Origin of the sequence: Acinetobacter kanungonis (genome assembly GCF_009939195.1) — a bacterium.
In the GTDB taxonomy this organism is placed as follows: domain Bacteria; phylum Pseudomonadota; class Gammaproteobacteria; order Pseudomonadales; family Moraxellaceae; genus Acinetobacter; species Acinetobacter kanungonis.
The window spans coordinates 23392-44270 of record NZ_JAACKC010000004.1 but is presented as its reverse complement, the minus strand read 5'-3'; the positions used below and the strand labels follow the sequence as shown (position 1 = coordinate 44270).

Sequence of the window (20879 nt, the reverse complement as noted above, 5' to 3'; positions counted from 1 at the left end):
TTAACCTTGGATTTGCATTAAAGCAATATCCTGTAATTGTTGAAGTTGGGTTGTTCCTGGGCTAAACAATCCATTGTCGACTTGTTGTTGATAATGGGTGGTAAATGCGCGTGCGCGGTTTTCTGGAGATACTGCAAGCGTGGTCAGGCGTAAAAACCAGAAACCATTAATCGCAGAATAGGGCATTACAAAACCTTTAAACTTCTGGTTTGGTGTCTTGTCTGTAATCAAGTCACGGTCGTAATCCACAGAAAACAAAGAACCCGCAGGTAAACAAACGCCATTCATTAATACAGGTTTTAAACTGATACAGGAGTGGTTATCCCCCATATTCAGTTTTTCCAATATAATAGGCTGCTGTTGTTCATCGACAAAAATATTGATTTCACCTTGTCTGAGCATACGACCATGGGCAATTTTCAGGAAAAAATTTTCCGCCATCGGGCATGAACCCACCTTCGGCTTCTCGGGGAGGGAGGTTAGGGTAACCAAGCCCGTTTGAGTGGTACTTCTTGGTAAAATAATATCGCTAATCAGGTCGCACAATAGTTTGCTTTCTTCCAGTTGTGCATGAGCAGAGATGTTACGCAGTTGTTGCTGTAGCGCAATGTGCTGTTGGACTTCAGTTTTAAGTTCCGAGGTTGTTGAGTCAGGCAGTGCTTGAGCTGCTGGGTTTTGATCGAGATTATGCCAATCTGAGATTTGAAACTGTGATTGTTCTAAGAGAGTTTTCAGGGTTTTGCTATCAAACTGGTCAAATAATTTTAAATCGCTAAAGTCCTGAGCGAGTCTGGCCGTATTGATATAGTCAGCCAGTACGCGGGTTGACTGGGTATAGCCACAACCTCTGCGTTCCGTTTGATGGGAAAAATGTTCATTCAACATATCAGTCAATTTAGATGATAGAGGATGAACATGTTGTTTGAATAATTGAATAATTTCGTGATCAGTTTCGCGCATCCTTGCCCCATTTTATGCATTCATATGTTGGTGATGTGCATTTTTAGCTGTATTCATGCACATTTTATTTTCAAGTTTCATTCGGATTTTTCGCATTCTACAATAACAAAAAAATGTTTAAATAAAATAGCTTATCAATTGTATATTACTTGTTTGCATATTTTGTAGTCGCTCTTTTAAAAACACAAAACCAGCCACGAGGGCTGGTTTCATATTCAACATGGTTACGAATTAACGATTCAGATTGGGTTGACTTGCCGACACTTCGACTACTTCACTCCCTTCTTTCAAGAGTTCATCGGTTAATTCCGCGGGTGCTTTGACTTTTTTCTTGTCCTTTTTGGATTTTTTCTTTTTCTTCTTTGGCTCTTCTTCAATTTCCGCACCATCTTCGATGGCTTGCCAGTATTCAAGTTGTTCCATGACGCCAGCGTAAATAGAGCCTTTGCTATAACGACCTTTTTTATCCAGTGTTCCAACTGGGCGTGCCATTAAGATTTCAAGCGCTTGATCAATGGTTTCGATCGCATGAATGTGGAATTGGCCTTGTTCTACCGCTTCACGAACATCTTGACGTAACATCAGGTGTTGCATGTTTTGGCGCGGAATAATGACTCCTTGCTTGCCTGTAAGACCTTGTAATTTACAGGCATCAAAGAAGCCTTCAATTTTGGCATTTACACCACCAATCGGTTGTACCTGACCCAATTGGTTCATCGAACCTGTGATGGCCCATGACTGATCGATTGGTAATTGGCTAATTGCAGAAATGAGTGCAGAGAGTTCAGCCACCGTTGCACTGTCGCCATCAACCTGACCATAGCTTTGTTCAAAGGCAAGTGCTGCGGAGAAATGTAGAATTTGCTCACGACCAAAATGTGCTTTTAAGAAGCTCGACATTAACAACACGCCTTTGGCATGTAATGAACCACCAAGTTCTACGCTACGTTCAATATCGAGAATATCACCACCGCCTTGGTATACAGAGGCAGTCAGGCGAGAAGGCAAACCAAACTCGACATCGGCATAGTGAATGACAGACAGGGCATTAATTTGACCTAGGCGATGACCACGGGTTTCAATCAGTTGTGTACCGCGTGAAAGATCTTGCCAATACAACTCACGCAAATATCCCAAACGATATTGGCGATGCTGTAGCGCAGTATTAATGTGCTTGTCTGCCACCATTTTGTCACCAGCTTGTGCAGCATGATGATGTGCTTCGCGGATCAAGTCACCCAAAGTTAAGGCATGTAGAGACAATGAACTCTGGTCTTCCGCTTGGCGGCTAGAATCCGTGAGTAGTGCAGCTAAGGCAGAGCGGTCAAAGGGTAACAATTTGTCAGCTTGTACGTAGTCGGCAATGAGCTGCATATAAGCTTGTTCATTATCGTCATTACGTTGCAATGTATCGGTAAAGTCTGCACGAATTTTAAACACGCTGCCCAGTTCTGGCTCGAGTTCCAGAATTTCGTAATAGACTTCTGGCTCAGCCAGTAAAATGACCTTGATATTCAGCGGAATGGATTCAGGCTCAATCGAAATGCTGCCTGTAAGGGTCAGCATATGCTCTAAAGAGGAAAGTTTTAATTTTCCAGATTTCAGCGCACGTTTCAAACCTTGCCAAGCATAGGGCTGTTCAAGCAATTGTTCCGCTTCTAGCATCAAGAAGCCGCCATTGGCTTTATGCAGTGCACCTGGGCGAATCAGGGTGAAGTCTGTGGTGATGGTGCCATTTTGTGTCAGTTGTTCGACATGTCCCAACAAGTTGTAATGGGTTGGGAAGTCTTCAAAAATAACAGGGGCACCACTGTTGGGTTTGTAGGTGACAATAATATTGGCTTGATAGCGTGCAGGCACTCGACTGAACAGACCTGGGCTAAAATCATCTTCTTCTTGTTCAAGCACAATTTCGACATTGTTAATAATGTCTTCGGCATAATATTTCAGGTAATCCGCCAGACCTTCAACTTTTGAAAACTTATTCAAAAGCAGATCAATACGTGGTATCACCACTTGATTGGCGATTTCGCGATTCAGTTCTTGAACCTTGTCACGTGCATCATCTTCCAGATCGCCCAAATGCAATCCTAAACGCTCAAGTTTTTTATCCATATAGCGCATATGGGAGACAATTTCAGCGCGTTGCTTACTGCTCAAGGCATCAATGTCTTGTTGCGACATCTCTACCAGTTGATCATCTTTGATATGAACAGGAATAAAGCAGTGCTCATCGTTACGCGTCACCAGTTTAAGGTCGAGTTCTGCACCTTCTTTGGTTAAGTCGACCAAGGCTTGTTGTTGTTCATCACCTGTTTGTTGCTGAATCAGCTCAATACGATTGTGATAAGTTTCCGCCGTAAAGCGACGTTCCAGTTGCTTCAAGATGGTTTGCCATGTTTGATGCAACATGGTTTGGAATTTTGGTGCTTGTCCTGCAGGGAGTTGCAGTGCAATCGGTTGGCGTGGTGACTTAAAATTATTGACATAAATCCAGTCATTTGGCGTCGGCATTGTCTTGGCATGTTGTTGTAACAAGCGTTTGACCATGGTGCGTTTACCTAAGCCCGCAGTGCCGACCGCAAAAATATTATAGCCAGAATAAGGCAAGGCAATCCCAGCTTCAACGGAAGCACGTGCACGGTCTTGACCCAGAAAATTATTCAGCGGCTTAATGCGTTTGGTTGATGTTGGAATATTGGTTAAATTCGGGATATGCGTGAGTTGTTCTGGTTTTAGACGTGTTTGATTCAGGGTATTTTGAATTTCTGTTTGTTCGAAGGCGGTAATCAAGTGGTTTTGCGGATCTCGTGAATTATTATTTGAAAGGTTGGTGGATAAAGAAGAATTCATCTGTTCAAGTTTTTGGGTCACTGTGAAATCCAAAACAAAATATTGCGGTAGAGATTTAAGGTATACAGGTTTGACATAAAAATTCAAGCAATGCCGCTGTTTTTCTCATCAAAATAGCGCAATGATTTCATAAATACTGTTGAAACCCGAGTACTTAAACGGTTGAATAGCACACATGATTTTTTTGTAGAAAATAATAACCGAATGACAACTCAAGCAAATGGATGGAAAGCTGCATTTCAGGCATTTCTAGATCGGCGAGCGGCAATTATGCTGTTCCTCGGTTTTTCTGCGGGTATCCCAATCTTGCTCATCTTTTCCAGCCTTTCATTGTGGTTAGGTGAAGCGGGTATTGATAAAAGTGCGGTGACTTTTTTTAGTTGGGCAGCACTTGGCTATTCCTTTAAGTTTGTTTGGGCACCTTTAATTGATGAATTGCCCGTTCCCTTTTTGACTCAGCGTTTGGGACGCCGTCGCGCGTGGTTGTTGATCGCGCAGTGTCTGATTATTTGTGCCATTTGTATCATGGCTTTTTCAGATCCTGCTTTAGGTCAGAGCTATTTATATCAAATGGCAGCAGGGGCAGTGTTATTAGGTTTTTCTGCCGCAACGCAAGATATTGTGATTGATGCCTACCGGATTGAATTGGCGGAAACCGAAATGCAGACGGTTTTGGCATCCACCTATAATGCAGGCTATCGGATCGGCATGATTGTGGCAGGTGCTGGGGCATTGTTTCTGGCAGCCTCATTAGGTACAGCAAAAGGCAATTATATCTACAGCGCTTGGAAAACCACTTATCTCGCAATGGCGGCAGTGATGTTGGTGGGTATTGTTACTACCTTGATCATTCGGGAGCCGAAGGTCAATCGAGTCTACAAAGAGTATCAACGTTCGGATTACTACCGTTTAGTCATGGTGTTTTTTGTCGCGGTAATCAGTTTTGTACTTTCGTATATTTATTCAGGGACCTTGATTGACGCTTTAAAAGCATCCTTAGCTATAAAAGACTCATTTTTGCTGTTTTGCTTTGAGGCATTGCGCTTTATCGCTTCAGCTGCGATTGCTCTGTTGATGGGGTCGCTGTTGGTAAAAATGGGTGCCGTGAATAAGCAAATGGCGTTTGAGACTTGGGTTAATCCTATTGCAGATTTCTTTAAACGCTATGGGGTGAAGCTGGCTTTAGTACTGCTGTTGCTGATCGGTTTTTATCGTATTTCTGACATCATCGCGGGTGTAATCTCTAATGTTTTCTATCAGGACTTAAACTTTACCAAAGAACAGATTGCAGAAGCTGTCAAAATTTACGGGGTGATTTTTAGTCTTTTAGGTGGATTCTTAGGTGGTTTGCTGGCGCAGCGGATGAACATCATGAAACTGATGTTTGTCGGTGCCATTCTTGCCAGTTCGACTAACTTGATCTTCATTGGCTTGGTGAAATCAGGTCAGCCGTTGCAGTCCGTTGACGTCGCTATTGGGACACAACACTATCAGGTAAAGGCAGATGAAGTGGGGTATTGGAAGCTGCATGTTCCTGCTCAGGTGCTGAATCAGTCCAATCAAGTTCAGGCTTCGGTTGCGTATACTGACCAGCCTGAAGAAAAATCATCAGTGGATATGCCTTATTTAACGGGTTCTACTGCTAAGTCAATGATCTTATTCCCTTTAACCGCAGATAATGCCTTAAGTCCGAAAGAAGCGCAGCAATCGGTGGTGGTCAAAGGTCAAGTTCAGGGTGTTGATGTTGCTCAATTACAGGCAGATCAACCTGTCAGTGTTTGGTTAGATGGTCAATCTTATCCAGCTAAACTTGATGCGCAGGGCATTTTTAGTGCTGCGATAGATGGGAAATTATTGCAAAATGCAAAAAATAAACAACTTACAGCCCAATTAAATGAACTGCATGCGGATTCGTCGCTCAAAGTCAGCCATGTGTATCAGGTGTTTGACCAACAGTCTGCTCTTGAGTTGATGGTTGATCCAATTAGCGCACCTACTGATGCTCAACAAGACGTATTGATTACAGGTAAGGTGATTAAGCCATACAGTTCTTTGTGGTTATATTTTGCGATTATTGTGGATAATCTGGCATCTGGTTTGGCAGGTGCAGCTTTTATTGCATTCTTATCGAGTCTGACCAGCGTTTCATTTACCGCAGTACAGTATGCTATTTTTAGTTCATTGATGACCCTGACACCTAAAATATTAGGCGGTTATTCGGGTACGATAGTGACCAATATTGGTTATCCAAACTTTTTCCTTATGACCACTTTAATTGGAATTCCGATTTTAATTTTGGTGGTTTGGGTCGCGAAATTACTCCGTGATCATCAACACACACAACTTCAACAGAAGGATGAATAATATGCGAATGCTCCATACCATGCTACGTGTAGGCAATTTAGAACAATCTTTAAAGTTCTATACCGAAGTGCTGGGTATGACTTTGCTTCGTAAACGTGATTATGAAGAAGGTCGTTTTACATTGGCTTTTGTTGGTTATGGTGATGAAGACAGCACCACTGTGCTTGAATTGACGCATAACTGGGATACAAATCAGTATGATTTAGGCAATGCTTATGGTCATATCGCGATTGGTGTAGAAGATGCCTACAAAGCTTGTGAAGAGATTAAAGCACGTGGGGGTAAGGTAGTACGTGAAGCAGGACCTATGAAAGGCGGTGTTACCGTTATTGCTTTTGTAGAAGATCCAGATGGTTATAAAGTTGAGTTGATTCAGCAAGATTCAAATGCACGCAATAACTAAGCCTCGTGTTATTGATTAACTAAATATTGAATATAGCCCTTGAAAAGCTAGCAATATTTGAACAGCCCAGTAAGATGAAGTTGACCTGCGGGTAAAATTTCTCTACTGGGTTTTATTTCATCTTTACTTTTTTAAAATATATATAACAGGATGTTAAGCAATGAACATGCTCAAGCTTCTTGCCTTGGATCGCTTTACTTTACTCTTAGTTGCCATGGTTCTATTGGCATCTTTTCTCCCTGTCTCTGGTTCTGCTGCACATGCCTTCAATGTCATCACCACCATTGCGATTGCCATTCTCTTCTTCTTACACGGTGCGAAATTGTCCCGTGAAGCAATTGTTCAGGGGATTATGCACTGGAAATTTCATGTACTGGTTTTTGCCTTTACCTTTGCAGTATTTCCAATTTTAGGCTTGTTAGCAAAACCTGTACTGTTACCCATGCTGGGGCAAGAGCTTTATTGGGGCTTCTTGTTCATGTGTTTTTTACCGTCTACAGTACAATCTTCCATTGCATTTACCTCAGTTGCCAAAGGTAATGTTGCCAGTGCGGTGTGTAGTGCCTCATTCTCCAATATCATTGGGATGTTTATTACCCCAGTCTTAGTGAGTGTATTTATTCTGGGTAAATCGGAACATGGGTTTGATCCAACATCCTCGATTATTCAAATTACCTTACTGTTATTGTTGCCGTTTGTGTTAGGGCAATTGTTTCGTCCGCTGGTTTACCCACACATGATGAAAGTGCCACGCTTGGTTAAAAGTTTTGATCAAGGCTCTATTTTGATGGTGGTTTATGGTGCTTTTAGTAGCGCCGTTGTTGCGGGGTTGTGGAATGAAGTGAGTTGGCAGACTCTATTGCTTTTGGTGCTGGCATGTTCGGTCTTTTTAACAGTGATTATGCTATTGGCATATTATCTTCCGAAGTTATTTGGCTTTAACCGTAAAGATCAAATCGCGATTTTTTTCTGTAGTTCTAAGAAAACACTTGCTAGTGGTGTGCCAATGGCACAGATTTTATTTATTGGTCAGCCTTTAGGAATGATTGTTTTACCGATTATGATCTTCCACCAAATCCAGTTGATGGTGTGTGGCATCATTGCAAATCGTTGGTCGAAACAAAATCCAGAGGAATGAACAGAATAGTTCGCTATCTTGATTTATTTGACGTATAATAACGCCCACTTGTTGTGCTTAGCTCTGACGGTATCCGTCTCGGTGGGCCAAAAGAATGGTCTGTTGTGGTGTTGACCTGCTTAATAGCGTTCCTTGCAATTTGCAAGAGTGGTCAATTGCGATGACAGCATAAGCCCTTCTTACACTTAGGAGTAATCGACGATGCGCGCCGATATTCACCCAAAATATGAAAAATTAGTAGCTACTTGTTCTTGCGGTAACGTAATCGAAACTCGTTCAGCTGTTGGTAAAGAAACTCTTTACCTAGACGTATGTTCTGCATGCCACCCATTCTACACTGGTAAGCAAAAGAACGTTGACACAGGTGGTCGTATCGACAAATTCAAACAACGTTTCTCTGGTATGTCTCGTTCTATCAAACGCGACTAATACCCCAGTTGTTAAAAAACGAGCCATTGGCTCGTTTTTTTATATCTTTAGATGCTTAAAAGTAGCAATTTTTAGCAGTGTACAAGACCTATTGGTCTTGTACATCAATCAAATGATCCAGTTTCTTCTGGAAATAATCCCCTTGAAGATAGCGTGCTTCAACGTTCCAAGCATTCGCAAACATGGTCATATTGTTCAGTTCACGTAATAACATCTGCATTGGCTTGATTTCATGGAAGTGATTAATCCGTTCCTGTAAATCTTCCGTCGATTTGTCTGAATCCAGCATTTTTGCTAGCTGTGAGTGCAGGGTGACTTGATGGACATTCAATTGATTCAAAATAGACTCGCTATAGATCGAATGACCAAAATCACGTAAAGAAATTTCTGCACCACTCTGAATTAATTGAGCGGTAAATTTCTGTGCATCATTCAAATTCTTGGAAATATCTTCTTCCGAGAACTGGAGTACTAAAGGATGAGCTTGCTTACTGCCCACAATCGTAATTAATTTGGCAATAAACTCAGGGAAGCTACGGTCAGAGTAGAGGACTTCTTTGTTTAAATTGACAATAATTTTGGCATCTGGATATTGAGTAATAAAGTTATGCAATTGTTTACATGCTTCAACCAAAATCCAGCGATCTAGTTTAATTGAAAACTCAGGATCGTCAGCTAACTCTCGAATTGCTGTAATATCTTGCCATGTATTCTTGTAAATGAAGCCGCTGGTGACTTCGTAAGTGTATAAGTTGCTGTCTTGCTTGTCATAGAGCTGTTGATATTTTAGATGAATCTCACCACGTTCCAAGCTTTTCTGTAAGGCATTGAGCAGGCTAGTCTCTCCTTGAGGGGTGAGATCTAGACTATGATCGACCAGCTCTATCTTGCTTGCTGAAGATGCAGCTAGTTCAATACTATTTTCTTGCTGTTCAGGTAAAGGTGTGTTGTATGCACGTTCCGTATATTGCTCAAATTGCTGCTCATCTTTAATTTCTTTATTGATGAGGGTGTAGCCAATGCGCAAATTTAATGGAAACGTTTGCTGATTGACACCTAATAATTGCGGTTTACTCAATGGGCTTAAGCCGATCAGTTTAGATTGAAGCACATCTTCACTTGCACCTTGGAATAGTCCTACATACAAGGCATGGTTGATTTTAAATAATGGAACATTGGTTTGTTCTTTAAGGAAGTTTTGAATATTCGCAAAATAGGCATTGGACGTAGACCAATCTTGCTGGAAGACTGATTCAGGGCAAGCAGCGAGCGAGAACAAAACCAAGGCATTAAAATCAGAAGGTTGCTTCGCAATAGTGCGGTTGATCTGTTGATAGGTATTGGGTTTTTGAGGAGTTGTTTCGGCTACTGGTGTGCTGACCAACGGCGATGCAATGACTTCATTTGCTGCTAACTCAATGGTGATTTGTAAAGCATCATCTTCACTTGCAGGTAAAAATTCAATTTTAAGTGGATTCAGTTTTACATGATCATTCAGCGTCGTGATTTCTAAACGTGCTTGATCAAATTGACCTTGCGAGATTTTTTTGAAGCGTACTTTAAAATCATTCAAATCTTTGGGTTGTAATAGATCGAGTAAAGGCAAGCCAATAATCTCATCTTCACTTTTTAAGCCAAATAAGTCGAGATAATCCTGATTGGCTTCAATATGAATACCTTCTTGGATAATCGCAACCGCTTTATTGCTTTCAGCAACTAGAGCCTGCGCTTGCGTTTGTACATTTTCCAATTCCTGCATTAAATGCTGTTGCCCTTGGTTTAGGCGGCTAAAGGAAAGTGCACGTAATAAAGATAGATAGAAGCGGTCAGGATAATCTAAGTTAGTGACATCGTAAATTCCTTTGCGAATATACGTTACATATTGATCTGGTTCATAATCATCAGGTTTGAGCAAAATCAGTGGAAGTTCGGGCTGTTTAGATAAGCGAATTAAACTTAATGCTTGCTCATACTTTAAATCGTAAGCACGACCAAAAATGACTAGGTCCCAATTTAAATGCAATTGTTTTTCGAAGGTCTGAAGATCATCCAGCAAAAATGCATGGACTTGATGTTCACTTGCGGTTAAAAGCTCACAAATTTTATTAAAACGAATTTGGTTATCATCGATAATGAGTAAACGAGTTTCCGTACGTTTTAACTTTTTGGACAATAGTGGATTTCTCACTTCAATGCTTCCCATAAATCATGATTTTTTATTTCATTGGACTGTTTTTGAATATAGTTTTCGACCAGATGCTCTTGCTGATCATTCAATAATTCAAAATCAAATCGCATAAAACTTTGTGTTATTAAATGTGCTTTTAGTAGATAAACTTTTAGTTCGTCTTGTCCTAAACGTAAATGGATGGTTTGTTTTTCTCTAAATAAATGTGAGCCTGGTAGGATCAGTGTTGTTGATACCTCATTGAGTTCCGAAGTCTGAACAAGTAAAGCAGGGTAGTAATTGCCTGTATTACGGTCATTTTTGACATAAACTGCACAAGGGAAAATATCCTGAGCGAGCATTTCCAAACCAAGTTCGAGACTTTTTTCGGTAGATTGCTTGATCCAGCGCACTACGCCACCACGCCACTCACTTTGTGCATTTTCTTGCACCAGAATGAATTCACCCGTTTTTAGATGTTTTGGTGTATTGCCTGACCACTTAATACGATAACCATTGACACTAATATCGAGTACTTCCGCAGGGTAAATTTGCTTGGCTTCTCGATCTAGGGTTTTAATGTTATTGGTACTGAGTAAATTATTGTCACTCATAGAGCTGAAAATATTACTCTCAGACTGCAAACCATAGTGGGCATCTAGCGCTAAGGTCTCGTTAAAGTTCCGTCCCTTAGACAAATAAAAGTGAGCCACGCTTAGACCAAAGCAAATATGCAATTGAGCCGAGTATTCATAACGTTCATGACGACGTTCTGCATTACTGGTCAGTAGGCTATGAATATGGAAATGTAAGGCAGGCGTTAGAAAAATTTTCTCATTGCGAGACAGATATTCGCCATGTTTACCTTGTGCTTCAGTAAGATGGTCTAATAAATTTTGGGTGGAGATATAAATCGATGGCTTAAAACTACTATTCTGATGCGCATTAAATACAGGAGGTAAATCCAAAGAAGTATCTACAACATAGCGCGATAAAGTGGTTTCTTTAGGCAGAATTTGAATCAGTTTTGCCCAATCATTGCTGCATAGAAACAGCCCTTGAATTTCAGAAGGTCGAATCTGATGTGGGTTCAAAATATCCAACAGAATAATTTGTGCATAGACCTGACTGATTGTCTGAAGTTGGTGTTGTGTGCCTTGCAATTGATTGATATTGGTCTGGCTGAAGTTGTGCTGTATGGCACTTTGCATCAGCTGGTGGGTTACTAGCCATTGACCCGATAAAGGGTTGGTATAAAGGATTTGCTGTTGATATAACAGTTGAGAAAGTTGTTGCAATCCATAGTAACTTGCCAGAATACGAGCAGTTTGCAGATTTTTCTTTTGATTAAAGGCAAAGATTGAAAACTTCTGCTGATTAAGTAACTGATCGCATCGTTTTGCAATATCAATATACGTTTTGGCAAAGCAGCTCCGCAACAACATCGCCAATTCAATAATATGATCATTACGATCCGTGGTAATGAGCCCCTGATTGAAAAAATGTTTTTCTAAACTGGTTAATACATTTTCAATGGTCGGATGAATGGCATGAATAAGATCAAAACGTAAAGTTTCACTGCATTGCAATTCAGAAATTTCGAGTAGGGCATTGAAAAGCGCGCGGGAAGAATCACCTAATTGCAAAATAGATAAATTGGACACCCAATCCTGAATGTCCGTCACCGTGCTTTGGCAAAAGCTCAATTTATCCAACTTTAATTCAGTTGGTGTTTGAAACATTTCTGCGGTGCTCATATTCATAATTGTTATTTAACTCAGAAAGTTGAAACTCCAAAAAGCGGTGTTTTGTTTTTTTCGCCCGCAATTTCCCTGACAAGTTTAGGTACCAAATATCCTGGCAAGTTCGCTAAAACCTCTTTGTAAATTTCATCAATTTCATTTGAAGCCAAATCAAAGTGCTGTGCACCTTTGACCTTGTCGAGAACATGCAAATAGTAAGGCATGACACCAGCTTCAAACAGTCGATAACTTAGATCGACTAAAACTTGTGCAGAATTATTAACCCCATTTAATAAGACTGACTGATTTAAAACGGTGATTTGATTTTGAACCAAAATTGCAAGTTTGGCGCAAGTAAAATCATCCAATTCTGCTGCGTGATTTGAGTGTACCACCAGAATAATGCGTAGCCTACTGTTTTTTAATAAAGAAACAAGCTCTTCATCGACACGGTTGGGGATTACGATAGGAACCCGTGAATGAATTCTCAAAAATTTAATTTGAGGTAATGACTCTAAACGTTCAATCCAGAGTTTTAACTTGCGATTGGTGAGAGTCAGTGGATCTCCACCACTTAAAATCACCTCATTTACCTCTGGTTGACTTTCAATATAGTCTCGGATATTGAGCCAATCTTCGTTTTTCGGCAAGTTTTCTTGATAGGGAAAATGACGGCGGAAACAATAACGACAATGTATAGCACAGGCACCCGTCAGCGTTAGTAAAAAGCGAGATTTGTATTTATGTAATACACCAGGTTGCTGGTTGGCTTGTTCTTCACCCAAGGGGTCAGTCACAAATTCAGGATGATCATTTAATTCGAGATGATGCGGTAAAACTTGCAATAAAAGCGGGTCAAAGCTATCGCCAATGTTCATTTTTCCGACGAACGCACGTGGAACACGCAATTTGAACTGTTCAGAAGCCAAGATTGCCCCTGATAATAATTGCTCTGGTGATAACTGGAGCGTTTCAAGCAACTCTAAAGGGTCTGTTATTAAGTCACTCAGTTGAGATTGCCAGTTTTGCTCTTGATACAAATAGTTTATCATGCCACGTGTTAAAAATAGTGCTAGTCTAGCATTAATCGACTATTCTAGCATGAACAGATTTTAAGTTAGCAAGTTTGGAGTGTGCCAGTCATGGCCAATTATTCTACAAATGATTTCAAGCAAGGCCTTAAGGTAATGCTTGACGGTAACCCATGTTCAATCATGGAAAACGAATACGTTAAACCAGGTAAAGGTCAAGCGTTTAACCGTGTTAAATTACGTAACCTTAAAACAGGTAAAGTATTAGAAAAAACCTTCAAGTCTGGTGACTCTCTTGAGGGTGCTGACATTGTAGAAGTAGAAATGAACTACTTGTACAACGATGGTGAGTTGTGGAACTTTATGGATCCTGTAACTTTTGAGCAAATCGCGGCAGACAAAAATGCAATGGGCGATGCTGCAAAATGGTTAAAAGACGATTCTAACGAACTTTGCACAATCATGTTATTCAATGGCGTGCCATTAAACGTGAATGCACCGAACTTCGTAGTATTAAAGATCGTTGAAACTGATCCAGGTGTTCGTGGTGATACTTCTGGCGGTGGCGGTAAGCCTGCGAAGTTGGAAACAGGTGCTGTTGTACGTGTTCCATTATTCGTTCAGCAAGAAGAAAGCGTTCGTGTAGATACTCGTACGGGTGAATACTTAGAACGTGCATAATAGTTTTGTTCAAAACTATTATCGAAGGGATGATCATCAATCATCCCTTTTTTTTGATCTGTAGAATTAAAAAAGTTTAATTATTTTGGTCGCTTATATTTATTTACATTGTGAAAGATATTCTACAAATACGGCATAAATAGTCAAAAATGCTTTCTATAATCCTCAAATGGTTTTGTATATCTTCCTTCTTTAATCCGAGCATCAAGTTTTAGATTCTATGTTGGGCATCTTTGTAAATACATAAAGAGATAAGCACTTAACTAAGAATAATGATGATCCGAATCGTAAACGCATATCAAAATGCTGAAGAGCTTTGTATCATGACTTACTAGACAATAGGCTATGACTCATTTAAAACAAGCTGCTTAATCTTCACGGCTTTTTCAAAGTGATCTAGTTTATGCTGCATGATCCACCAATGTGCTGCTTCCATCAACAGTTCAGGATTGTCATTTTTATTTTTAAAAAAAGCATAAAAAGATAAACCCACGTTGTCGCCTTTTTTCTCAATCTTTTCATTGCAGCCGCGAATAAAAATTTGTTTTAGTTCATCTCTCATATTTTGATTAGTTTCATATTATTGATAAGAATGGAGTACATCTTAACAAAAGCCCTCAGGTGAGGGCTTTTGTTCAATCAATTAATGCGCTTTGCTGTTTTCACCGTCAGGAGTAACTGCATGAGATTCCGTGGTTGGCTCTGCTGGGGGCACCGCCGCTGGCTGCGTTGCAACTTTCGGTTCACGGTTAGGCATATACTCTGGATCGCTAGACATCGCCAAATATAAAAAAGTAAAAAAGATGGTCGTGATAATTCCGACAATAACAACAAATTTCCAACCCAATACGGTTGATTCAGTGTCATTAGAAGATGATGTATTTTTCATAAAAAGCCCAGATGGCAAAAAAGTAAAAAAAGCGCCTACCTTATAGCATAAAATTGCATCAATTGAAAAATGATCGAAAACGGATTACTTGAGATTTCTAGGATTGGTTTCAAGTAATGGATTTTGTTTTGCATCATCAATGCACGCTTTGAGGTGATCAATACTTGCTAGTTTTACACTGGCATCTGCATTGGAGAATTTGTTATCTAAAATATGATCGACATAATGGAGTAACAGTTGATCTAGATCATAACCATCTAATTTTAATAAATTTACAAGAGCAGCTAAGGTTGTTTCTGCAAGTTCTTGTTTGGAATACGTCTCGACTGACATGATGTTCTCGTTGTAATTATATAATTATTAATATTAACAACTTTATTCCGCAAAAACCTCAGCATCCCGCCAAAATTCCCCATGTTTTCTTGCCAAATAGCCTTGAGTACTGAATCGATCCATAAATGTCATAGCATGTGTAGGATCTTTCACTCATGTATAACGTGTCATAAATTGAGCATCAATCTCTGAAGACTCTCAATGATCATCCTGATAGACCATGTTTCGACTCGATAAATATAGGCCTTTCTTTTTGATATACCACATAAAAATTATCCATGAATAGGTTAGATTGCTAGGTTTAAGAAGTCTTGGGGAAGAGCATTAGAATAAAATAATCATTGTTGTACTTTTTATAAAGTCACTGGCTCTTCACTGTATTTGTTTACACTTTTAAGGATTAAAAGCTTAGACGCTTCCAAGATTGTCCTGTTCAACAGCCTGATAGATTTCCTCAAAAATATTTGGGAATGCGGACTGCACTCTATTCCAACTTGGAATGAAGGGTTGATCGTTCGGTCTATCTATAAATGCTTGACCGGCTTCTAAAATGGACTGGGTAAATAACTCAACGGCAATCTCTTCAATATTTTGATCGAATGTCAGCCCATTCATTACGGCATCATGATGATAAATTTCGATCATATCTAGCGCACTACGATAATAGGTTGCTTTCAAGACGCGAAAGGAGTCGCTGGTTATATTTACACCCAATATCGCCAATTTACGTAATAACGATAAAATGATGTCCTGACTCATGCGTTTTAAGCCATCGCTTCCATCCTCGTGTGTTAAGAGTTGATGCTTATGTTCATAGTTATCTAGAATTTCGATTTGGCAGCTGCGTTTGGGGCTGTAGTTTCGATAGATTTCCGACAATATTCCAATCTCCAGCCCCCAGTCTGAAGGGATTTTAATGTTGTTTAGGACGCGGGTGCGCATTGCGAACTCCCCAGATAAGGCATAGCGAAAATGGGACAAATACGCCAGGAAATCATGATGACCATATACCAGTTGCAAAGAGTGTAATAAAGGACCCACAAGCAGTCGGCAAACACGGCCATTGAGTTTATCTTGTGCTATACGACAATAATAACCCTTGCAAAAAATGTACTGGAAAGAAGGATTGGCAACAGGGTAAATCAGCCGAGCCAGTAAAGAGCGGTCATAGGTTAAAATGTCACAGTCATGCAAAGCGACGCAGTCAGTTCGATCTGATGCTAAGTTGTAGCCCATACAAAACCAGACGTTGCGTCCTTTACCTGCTTCTAAGGGAGCAAGACCTTTCTCCTTTAATTTTTCATCAATGGCTTTTAAACGAGGACCATCATTCCATAAAATACGATGGCGTTGCGGTAGTCGTCCAAAAAACTCTTTTGCATATAAAAATTGCTCTCGATCCGCTTGATCAAGCCCAATCACAATTTCTTCTAAATAAGGGACTTTGGTGAGTTCATTAATAATGTGATTTAAAGCGGGTCCTTCAAGTTCGCTAAATAAGGAAGGTAAAATTAAGCCCATTTTTCGGCGTTTGGAAAAAGTCAGTAATTCTTGTTCTAAGTCTTCTACAGGTCGACGGGTAAGATTGTGAAAGTTAGTAAACATTCCATTTTGATGAAAATCAGACATATAGCCCTCCTTTTTTAAAGTACATTGCTATAGTAAAAAATGTCGAATACCTTCACACCATCCTTGGGGACCTTGATATTGACTATGATAAATATTGTGCATGTCTTTACGTTTTAAGCGCATCGTTGTGTCTAAGGCAGAACGAATAATGACTGCATAATCAGTCAGTTCTAAAAAAGATAAGTCATTCGGACTGTCACCTAGACCGATTGTTTTCCACGCTCTCTGTTGTTGTAGCTCGTGTTGCATAAATGCGTTGAATGCTGCACCTTTATGACTGCCAGCATTCATCACATGCCAAAAGCGACTACCTTGAATCAAATCTAGTTGTTTAGAAGCTAATAATTGCTGAAAAAGCGCAAAATTCTCAGTGGTGTCTTTCCATAAAATGGGTTCAGATGCGATACGGTCTTGCGAAAATCGTGCCTGTTCAAGGCTTAACCCTGTTAACTGTACAACTTGAGTAGTGTTAACATCATGAAATCCAAGGAATTGAAAGCCATAAGATGTTCTAATCTGAGTTAATATTTCTGTAATTTGAGGATAGCTTAGACCAGTCGCTGCCTCAGAAATAATCTGGATCTCATGATTTACAGACAATATTGCACCATTTTCAGCAATATAGGGCTGACCCAGTAAGCCCATTTGCCTTTGCAAGGTTTCAATCTCGGATTGGGTTTTACTGGTACAGAACACAATCGGAATGGCTTTATTTTTTAACTGACTCAAACAGGGTTCTGCCGCAACCCAATCATAATGACGATGATCGAGTAATGAACCATCTAGATCAGTGATGATCATGAATGCTGTTTCATGTCGACGGGTCGTTTTTATAATGTAAATCCTCTTTTAAGACATTTTTTTTGATCGAATCGTATTAACATTTTTATTCATAGAATGCCTGATCCAATTTCTAAAAAGTACGCCCTTTAGGTAACTCAGTTGTTGCTGATGCGTTTTGTAGAAATCATCAGGGCTATCAAACAATCCAAAATCTTGATTAATCCCTTTGTCCTGAATGTAGGTATTGCTGAGATTCCAGTCGATAGGTGGATGATCAAAATTCTCCGTGAAAACACCAAAACCACAAAATACGTTTGAGGTACTTTTATTCATTTTTTGAAGTTGCGCTAAGTATGGCTGATCTAGAATGACACCTTCTAGAATGTACCAATTGTCATGCAACAAGACTTCGACCCAGCTATGCAAAATATTATCTGGCGATAGTGCATACCAAATCCCATCAAGCGCACCTTTTTGTAATTTCTTATCGATAGTGAAGCCGTGTAGACGATTAGGAATACCTACAGCTCTTAATAGTGCCATCAATAGGGTGGCTTTGGTATTACATTGTCCATAGCCATCCGTTAATACTTCGGATGCGTTGATTACGTCACTGGTGTTGTAGCCGAACTTAATATCATCCCGTACAAAGTTGTAAATCTGTTTGACTTTCTCCACCTCATTCAGTCGATTCCAATCTTTTTGATGAATAAGCTCTTTTATTCGTGGATGATCAAAGTCCAATAAGGGAGTCGCTTTCAGGTATTTTTCCATCGTGATTTCTCATTCTAAAGTCAGTCCCTAGATTAAAAACCATGGAGTAAGACTCAGGTCAACATGCAAAGTAGAATGAGAATTTATGCGAGACTATTCGCAATCTGAATCTTTTTATGTAGGGCAATGGCTCAAAGCAGTTACATTAGAAATTAAGGGAAGAGCATTTTATGGCAAAGGCTCTCAATGAGAGCCTTAAAATACTCATGACTCGCAAAGTTCTGTACATGCACAGCCTATCGCATCGACAAAATGCCAGAAACATATATCTGCTGTGAGGTTTTGTGGCTTGTTGACAATCGTGATGTCAAATAATCGAGTGGAATTGATTTCTATGCCATTGTCATCACCGCCTAGAAATTTAACTTTTCCTTCGGTAGCAACATCGATTGAAACAACGGATGGGGAGCCATAACCTAAGTCATTGAGTGCAGCAAAGGGTTCAAAGATATGTATTATTTTTTTATTTCGATCGACTTGAACCGATATAGAATCATTACTACTACTGTCTATTAATCCATTAATTACATGTTTTAAATATAAGAAATCATTCTCTTCAAATGATTTTGCCCATGTAATTGAGTTTAAAGCTGTAATTCTGTCTTGATCTATAATTTCAGGCATTGTAATTCCTTATACCATTCTGAAAGCGATGAAGTAATTATTTGGGGAGGGGGTGTTCTATAGTTCTTATTCATGACACCAATCTAGGTGTACTTGTTATATTTGTGATTCTTGTCATCATCTGATCATCATTTTTCTCCTTTGTTGCCTTAGCGTCGTGACAGAATCCTCCATGTTTTTTTGCTAAGTCATCTCTTGAATTCATTCAATCTAATAAAAGATAAGAAACCTCCAGAGTATGGAGTCCAACCATAACGTGTTGCTGCCTGAGCGTCAATTTCAAAAATGTTCAAATAAGCATCTATAAGGGAGCAGGTCTAAGCCACCATAATTTTTGATTCTTACAAATGTGAAACGATCTATATAGTGATGATTTTTTAGCCGATTTATTGGTTTTTTACTTTTATCTCAGGGGTGGTTTCATGAAAGGCTTAATCAAAAGTACCTTGGCAATTTTGCCAGTTTTATTCATTTCAACGCATGTATTTGCACAAGAAGCGTGTCAAATTGCCTACATCACTAATCAAGAACTGGACAATATGATTATAGATAGAGGGCTTGAGCTAGAAGATTACGACAAGACATGCGCATTGTTGAAAGCAGCCAATGCCACAATTGATATTCAGTATGCTTATCAAATTACACCCCATCAAACTTCTGCTTCAGCATCCACTCGTTTACTGGCGAATGAGTTTTTGGAGCAAGATGTCGCTGTATATTCTACAGCAGATAACTGGATGACTTATGATGCTGAACGTACTTCTAAGGCTCAAAAAGATGTTTTATATGATGTTGCCATGATTGGAATTGATGATATTAAACAAGATGCGGTAGATAGCTTAAATGAGCAACGTGCTAAATTTAAGGCTTACCAAGTAAAGAAATAAATCACATTTAAGCCGAAGTGGATTGCACTTCGGCGATCATCATAACTTAAAAAATAGGTTGATTATTGAGGAGAGCTAGCCATTAAACCTCAAATATATATGATCATGTTGTTGAGTTTTAGCATTTTTGCACTTGCGCTGTATTTTACGTTGAAGCCCTTAAATAAAAAGACTTACCTTAAAGATTTTGTTCCTGCTGAAATAATAACTTTACACAGTCCACAACAAAGTCCTCGTGAAATACAGGGTGATGAGAGAATTGTGATATTACTGGATCGGTTTATGCGACAGTGTCAGGCAGTAACTTATTTAGAGACAAAGGCGCAGCCAAATTTTCACTTTGTCTTTGAAAATGACGCACGGATCGTCTCATATATGATTTATCAGATTGATGAAGACAATTTTCAGATGCAGATTAACCAGCAAGTGAAAGACTCAGTCTGGAGTAGTGTGAAAGCGCATTTTTATGAGTGTGATCAGAAGCCTTTATTTAGTTGATAAATTTCAATGCTTTTAACGCTTACGGGATGTTTAGATGGTAAAAATATAGAGATACGTTTTACTCTATAAATACTTCTAGTGGATGGTGTGCAACTAACCAAAGCATAATAATAGAGAGATGATCTGAAAACATAGCCTCTAAGATTGCTTTGACTGTCCATGACCATTGTATCAATGGTGCTATCGCCGTAGAGTGGTTCAAAGAAGAGTCAGAGAAGCGAAGCAGTCTGAAACTTATCAATAGAATCGAAGAGAGCATGAGTGATTGGAATCAACCTATATTTCATCACTTATCACGATCTATGGAATATCAATGATTTCTGCAATTCAATTAGAAGTTCTTTAAGTTCAGATCATTTATTATGAATCATTTTCAGATACTAAAACCTAGTAATACAACAGTAATCAAGGCGATTAAACCACATAGAATCCATAAGCCAAGAGCCAGAAATAACGATATAAAAACCTTCCTGAAATTTGAGAGCTTATAGTGTTCTAAGCTCCATACTACCGATATGTAAATGAAGATAAAACAAACGAGTCCAATTAATCTTGAATATGTGGAACTAAGGTCCTTAATTTTATTTAGATCAGTCGTGAGATAGGCAATATTGAGAATGATCCAGCCAATAGAAAGAACAATAAATAGGAGTAAAAATCTGAAACATTTTTTGTGAATTAAGGTCATTCT

General features: G+C 39.4%; 18 protein-coding genes. 6 read left to right on the top strand and 12 right to left on the bottom strand.

Features of this window, described 5'->3' with window-relative positions:
- On the bottom strand, positions 1-960 hold the full coding sequence (locus GWK51_RS08425) for a hypothetical protein (RefSeq protein ID WP_161933370.1): 960 nt from the start codon (positions 958-960) through the stop codon (positions 1-3).
- Between the two features lie 231 nt (positions 961-1191).
- Entirely contained in the window at positions 1192-3834 is a 2643-nt protein-coding gene (locus tag GWK51_RS08420) for a Lon protease family protein (protein ID WP_328703735.1), read from the bottom strand.
- A 183-nt stretch (positions 3835-4017) separates the two neighbouring features.
- Here GWK51_RS08420 and GWK51_RS08415 point away from each other — a divergent pair, with 183 nt between their 5' ends.
- The 4 genes from GWK51_RS08415 to rpmE all read left to right on the top strand — a co-directional run bounded on the left by GWK51_RS08415 (position 4018) and on the right by rpmE (position 8147).
- Positions 4018-6177, top strand: coding sequence for an AmpG family muropeptide MFS transporter (locus tag GWK51_RS08415; protein WP_161933369.1), 2160 nt, complete (start codon positions 4018-4020; stop codon positions 6175-6177).
- 1 nt (position 6178) lies between these two features.
- Positions 6179-6580, top strand: coding sequence for a lactoylglutathione lyase (gene gloA / locus GWK51_RS08410; RefSeq protein WP_161933368.1), 402 nt, complete (start codon positions 6179-6181; stop codon positions 6578-6580).
- A 160-nt stretch (positions 6581-6740) separates the two neighbouring features.
- Entirely contained in the window at positions 6741-7718 is a 978-nt protein-coding gene (locus tag GWK51_RS08405) for a bile acid:sodium symporter family protein (protein ID WP_161933367.1), read from the top strand.
- A 201-nt stretch (positions 7719-7919) separates the two neighbouring features.
- Positions 7920-8147: a 50S ribosomal protein L31 gene (rpmE, locus tag GWK51_RS08400; protein ID WP_100242896.1), complete on the top strand. Its 228-nt coding sequence runs from the start codon at positions 7920-7922 to the stop codon at positions 8145-8147.
- 88 nt (positions 8148-8235) lie between these two features.
- Here the strand turns inward: rpmE and GWK51_RS08395 are convergent, their stop codons facing one another.
- Genes GWK51_RS08395 through epmB form a run of 3 tightly spaced genes read right to left on the bottom strand, consistent with a single transcriptional unit; the run spans position 8236 to position 13108 of the window.
- Positions 8236-10350 (bottom strand): EAL domain-containing protein, encoded by a 2115-nt coding sequence (locus tag GWK51_RS08395; RefSeq protein ID WP_161933366.1) that lies wholly within the window; start codon positions 10348-10350, stop codon positions 8236-8238.
- Complete coding sequence (locus GWK51_RS08390) at positions 10332-12077, bottom strand: GTPase (protein WP_142768272.1); 1746 nt, start codon at positions 12075-12077, stop codon at positions 10332-10334. Before GWK51_RS08390 ends, GWK51_RS08395 begins: the two co-directional genes overlap by 19 nt.
- A 14-nt stretch (positions 12078-12091) precedes the next feature.
- On the bottom strand, positions 12092-13108 hold the full coding sequence (gene epmB / locus GWK51_RS08385; RefSeq protein WP_161933365.1) for an EF-P beta-lysylation protein EpmB: 1017 nt from the start codon (positions 13106-13108) through the stop codon (positions 12092-12094).
- A gap of 90 nt (positions 13109-13198) precedes the next feature.
- On the opposite strand from epmB, the gene efp reads away from it, so the two are divergent.
- Positions 13199-13768 (top strand): elongation factor P, encoded by a 570-nt coding sequence (gene efp / locus GWK51_RS08380; protein WP_100242892.1) that lies wholly within the window; start codon positions 13199-13201, stop codon positions 13766-13768.
- A 343-nt stretch (positions 13769-14111) separates the two neighbouring features.
- On the opposite strand, the gene GWK51_RS08375 is transcribed toward efp, so the two are convergent.
- The 7 genes from GWK51_RS08375 to GWK51_RS08350 all read right to left on the bottom strand — a co-directional run bounded on the left by GWK51_RS08375 (position 14112) and on the right by GWK51_RS08350 (position 18800).
- Positions 14112-14330 (bottom strand): DUF6500 family protein, encoded by a 219-nt coding sequence (locus GWK51_RS08375; RefSeq protein ID WP_161933364.1) that lies wholly within the window; start codon positions 14328-14330, stop codon positions 14112-14114.
- 81 nt (positions 14331-14411) lie between these two features.
- Complete coding sequence (locus tag GWK51_RS16460; protein ID WP_171519164.1) at positions 14412-14657, bottom strand: hypothetical protein; 246 nt, start codon at positions 14655-14657, stop codon at positions 14412-14414.
- A gap of 84 nt (positions 14658-14741) precedes the next feature.
- A complete protein-coding gene (locus GWK51_RS08370; RefSeq protein ID WP_161933363.1) occupies positions 14742-14990 on the bottom strand; it encodes a hypothetical protein in 249 nt (82 codons plus the stop codon).
- A 408-nt stretch (positions 14991-15398) separates the two neighbouring features.
- Complete coding sequence (locus GWK51_RS08365) at positions 15399-16619, bottom strand: glycosyltransferase family protein (RefSeq protein ID WP_161933362.1); 1221 nt, start codon at positions 16617-16619, stop codon at positions 15399-15401.
- 27 nt (positions 16620-16646) lie between these two features.
- Entirely contained in the window at positions 16647-17420 is a 774-nt protein-coding gene (locus GWK51_RS08360) for an HAD-IIB family hydrolase (RefSeq protein WP_161933361.1), read from the bottom strand.
- Between the two features lie 48 nt (positions 17421-17468).
- On the bottom strand, positions 17469-18176 hold the full coding sequence (locus GWK51_RS08355; protein WP_161933360.1) for a transglutaminase-like domain-containing protein: 708 nt from the start codon (positions 18174-18176) through the stop codon (positions 17469-17471).
- Between the two features lie 204 nt (positions 18177-18380).
- Positions 18381-18800: a hypothetical protein gene (locus GWK51_RS08350; protein WP_161933359.1), complete on the bottom strand. Its 420-nt coding sequence runs from the start codon at positions 18798-18800 to the stop codon at positions 18381-18383.
- A 422-nt stretch (positions 18801-19222) separates the two neighbouring features.
- On the opposite strand from GWK51_RS08350, the gene GWK51_RS08345 reads away from it, so the two are divergent.
- Entirely contained in the window at positions 19223-19687 is a 465-nt protein-coding gene (locus GWK51_RS08345) for a hypothetical protein (protein WP_161933358.1), read from the top strand.
- Positions 19688-20879 lie beyond the last annotated feature (1192 nt).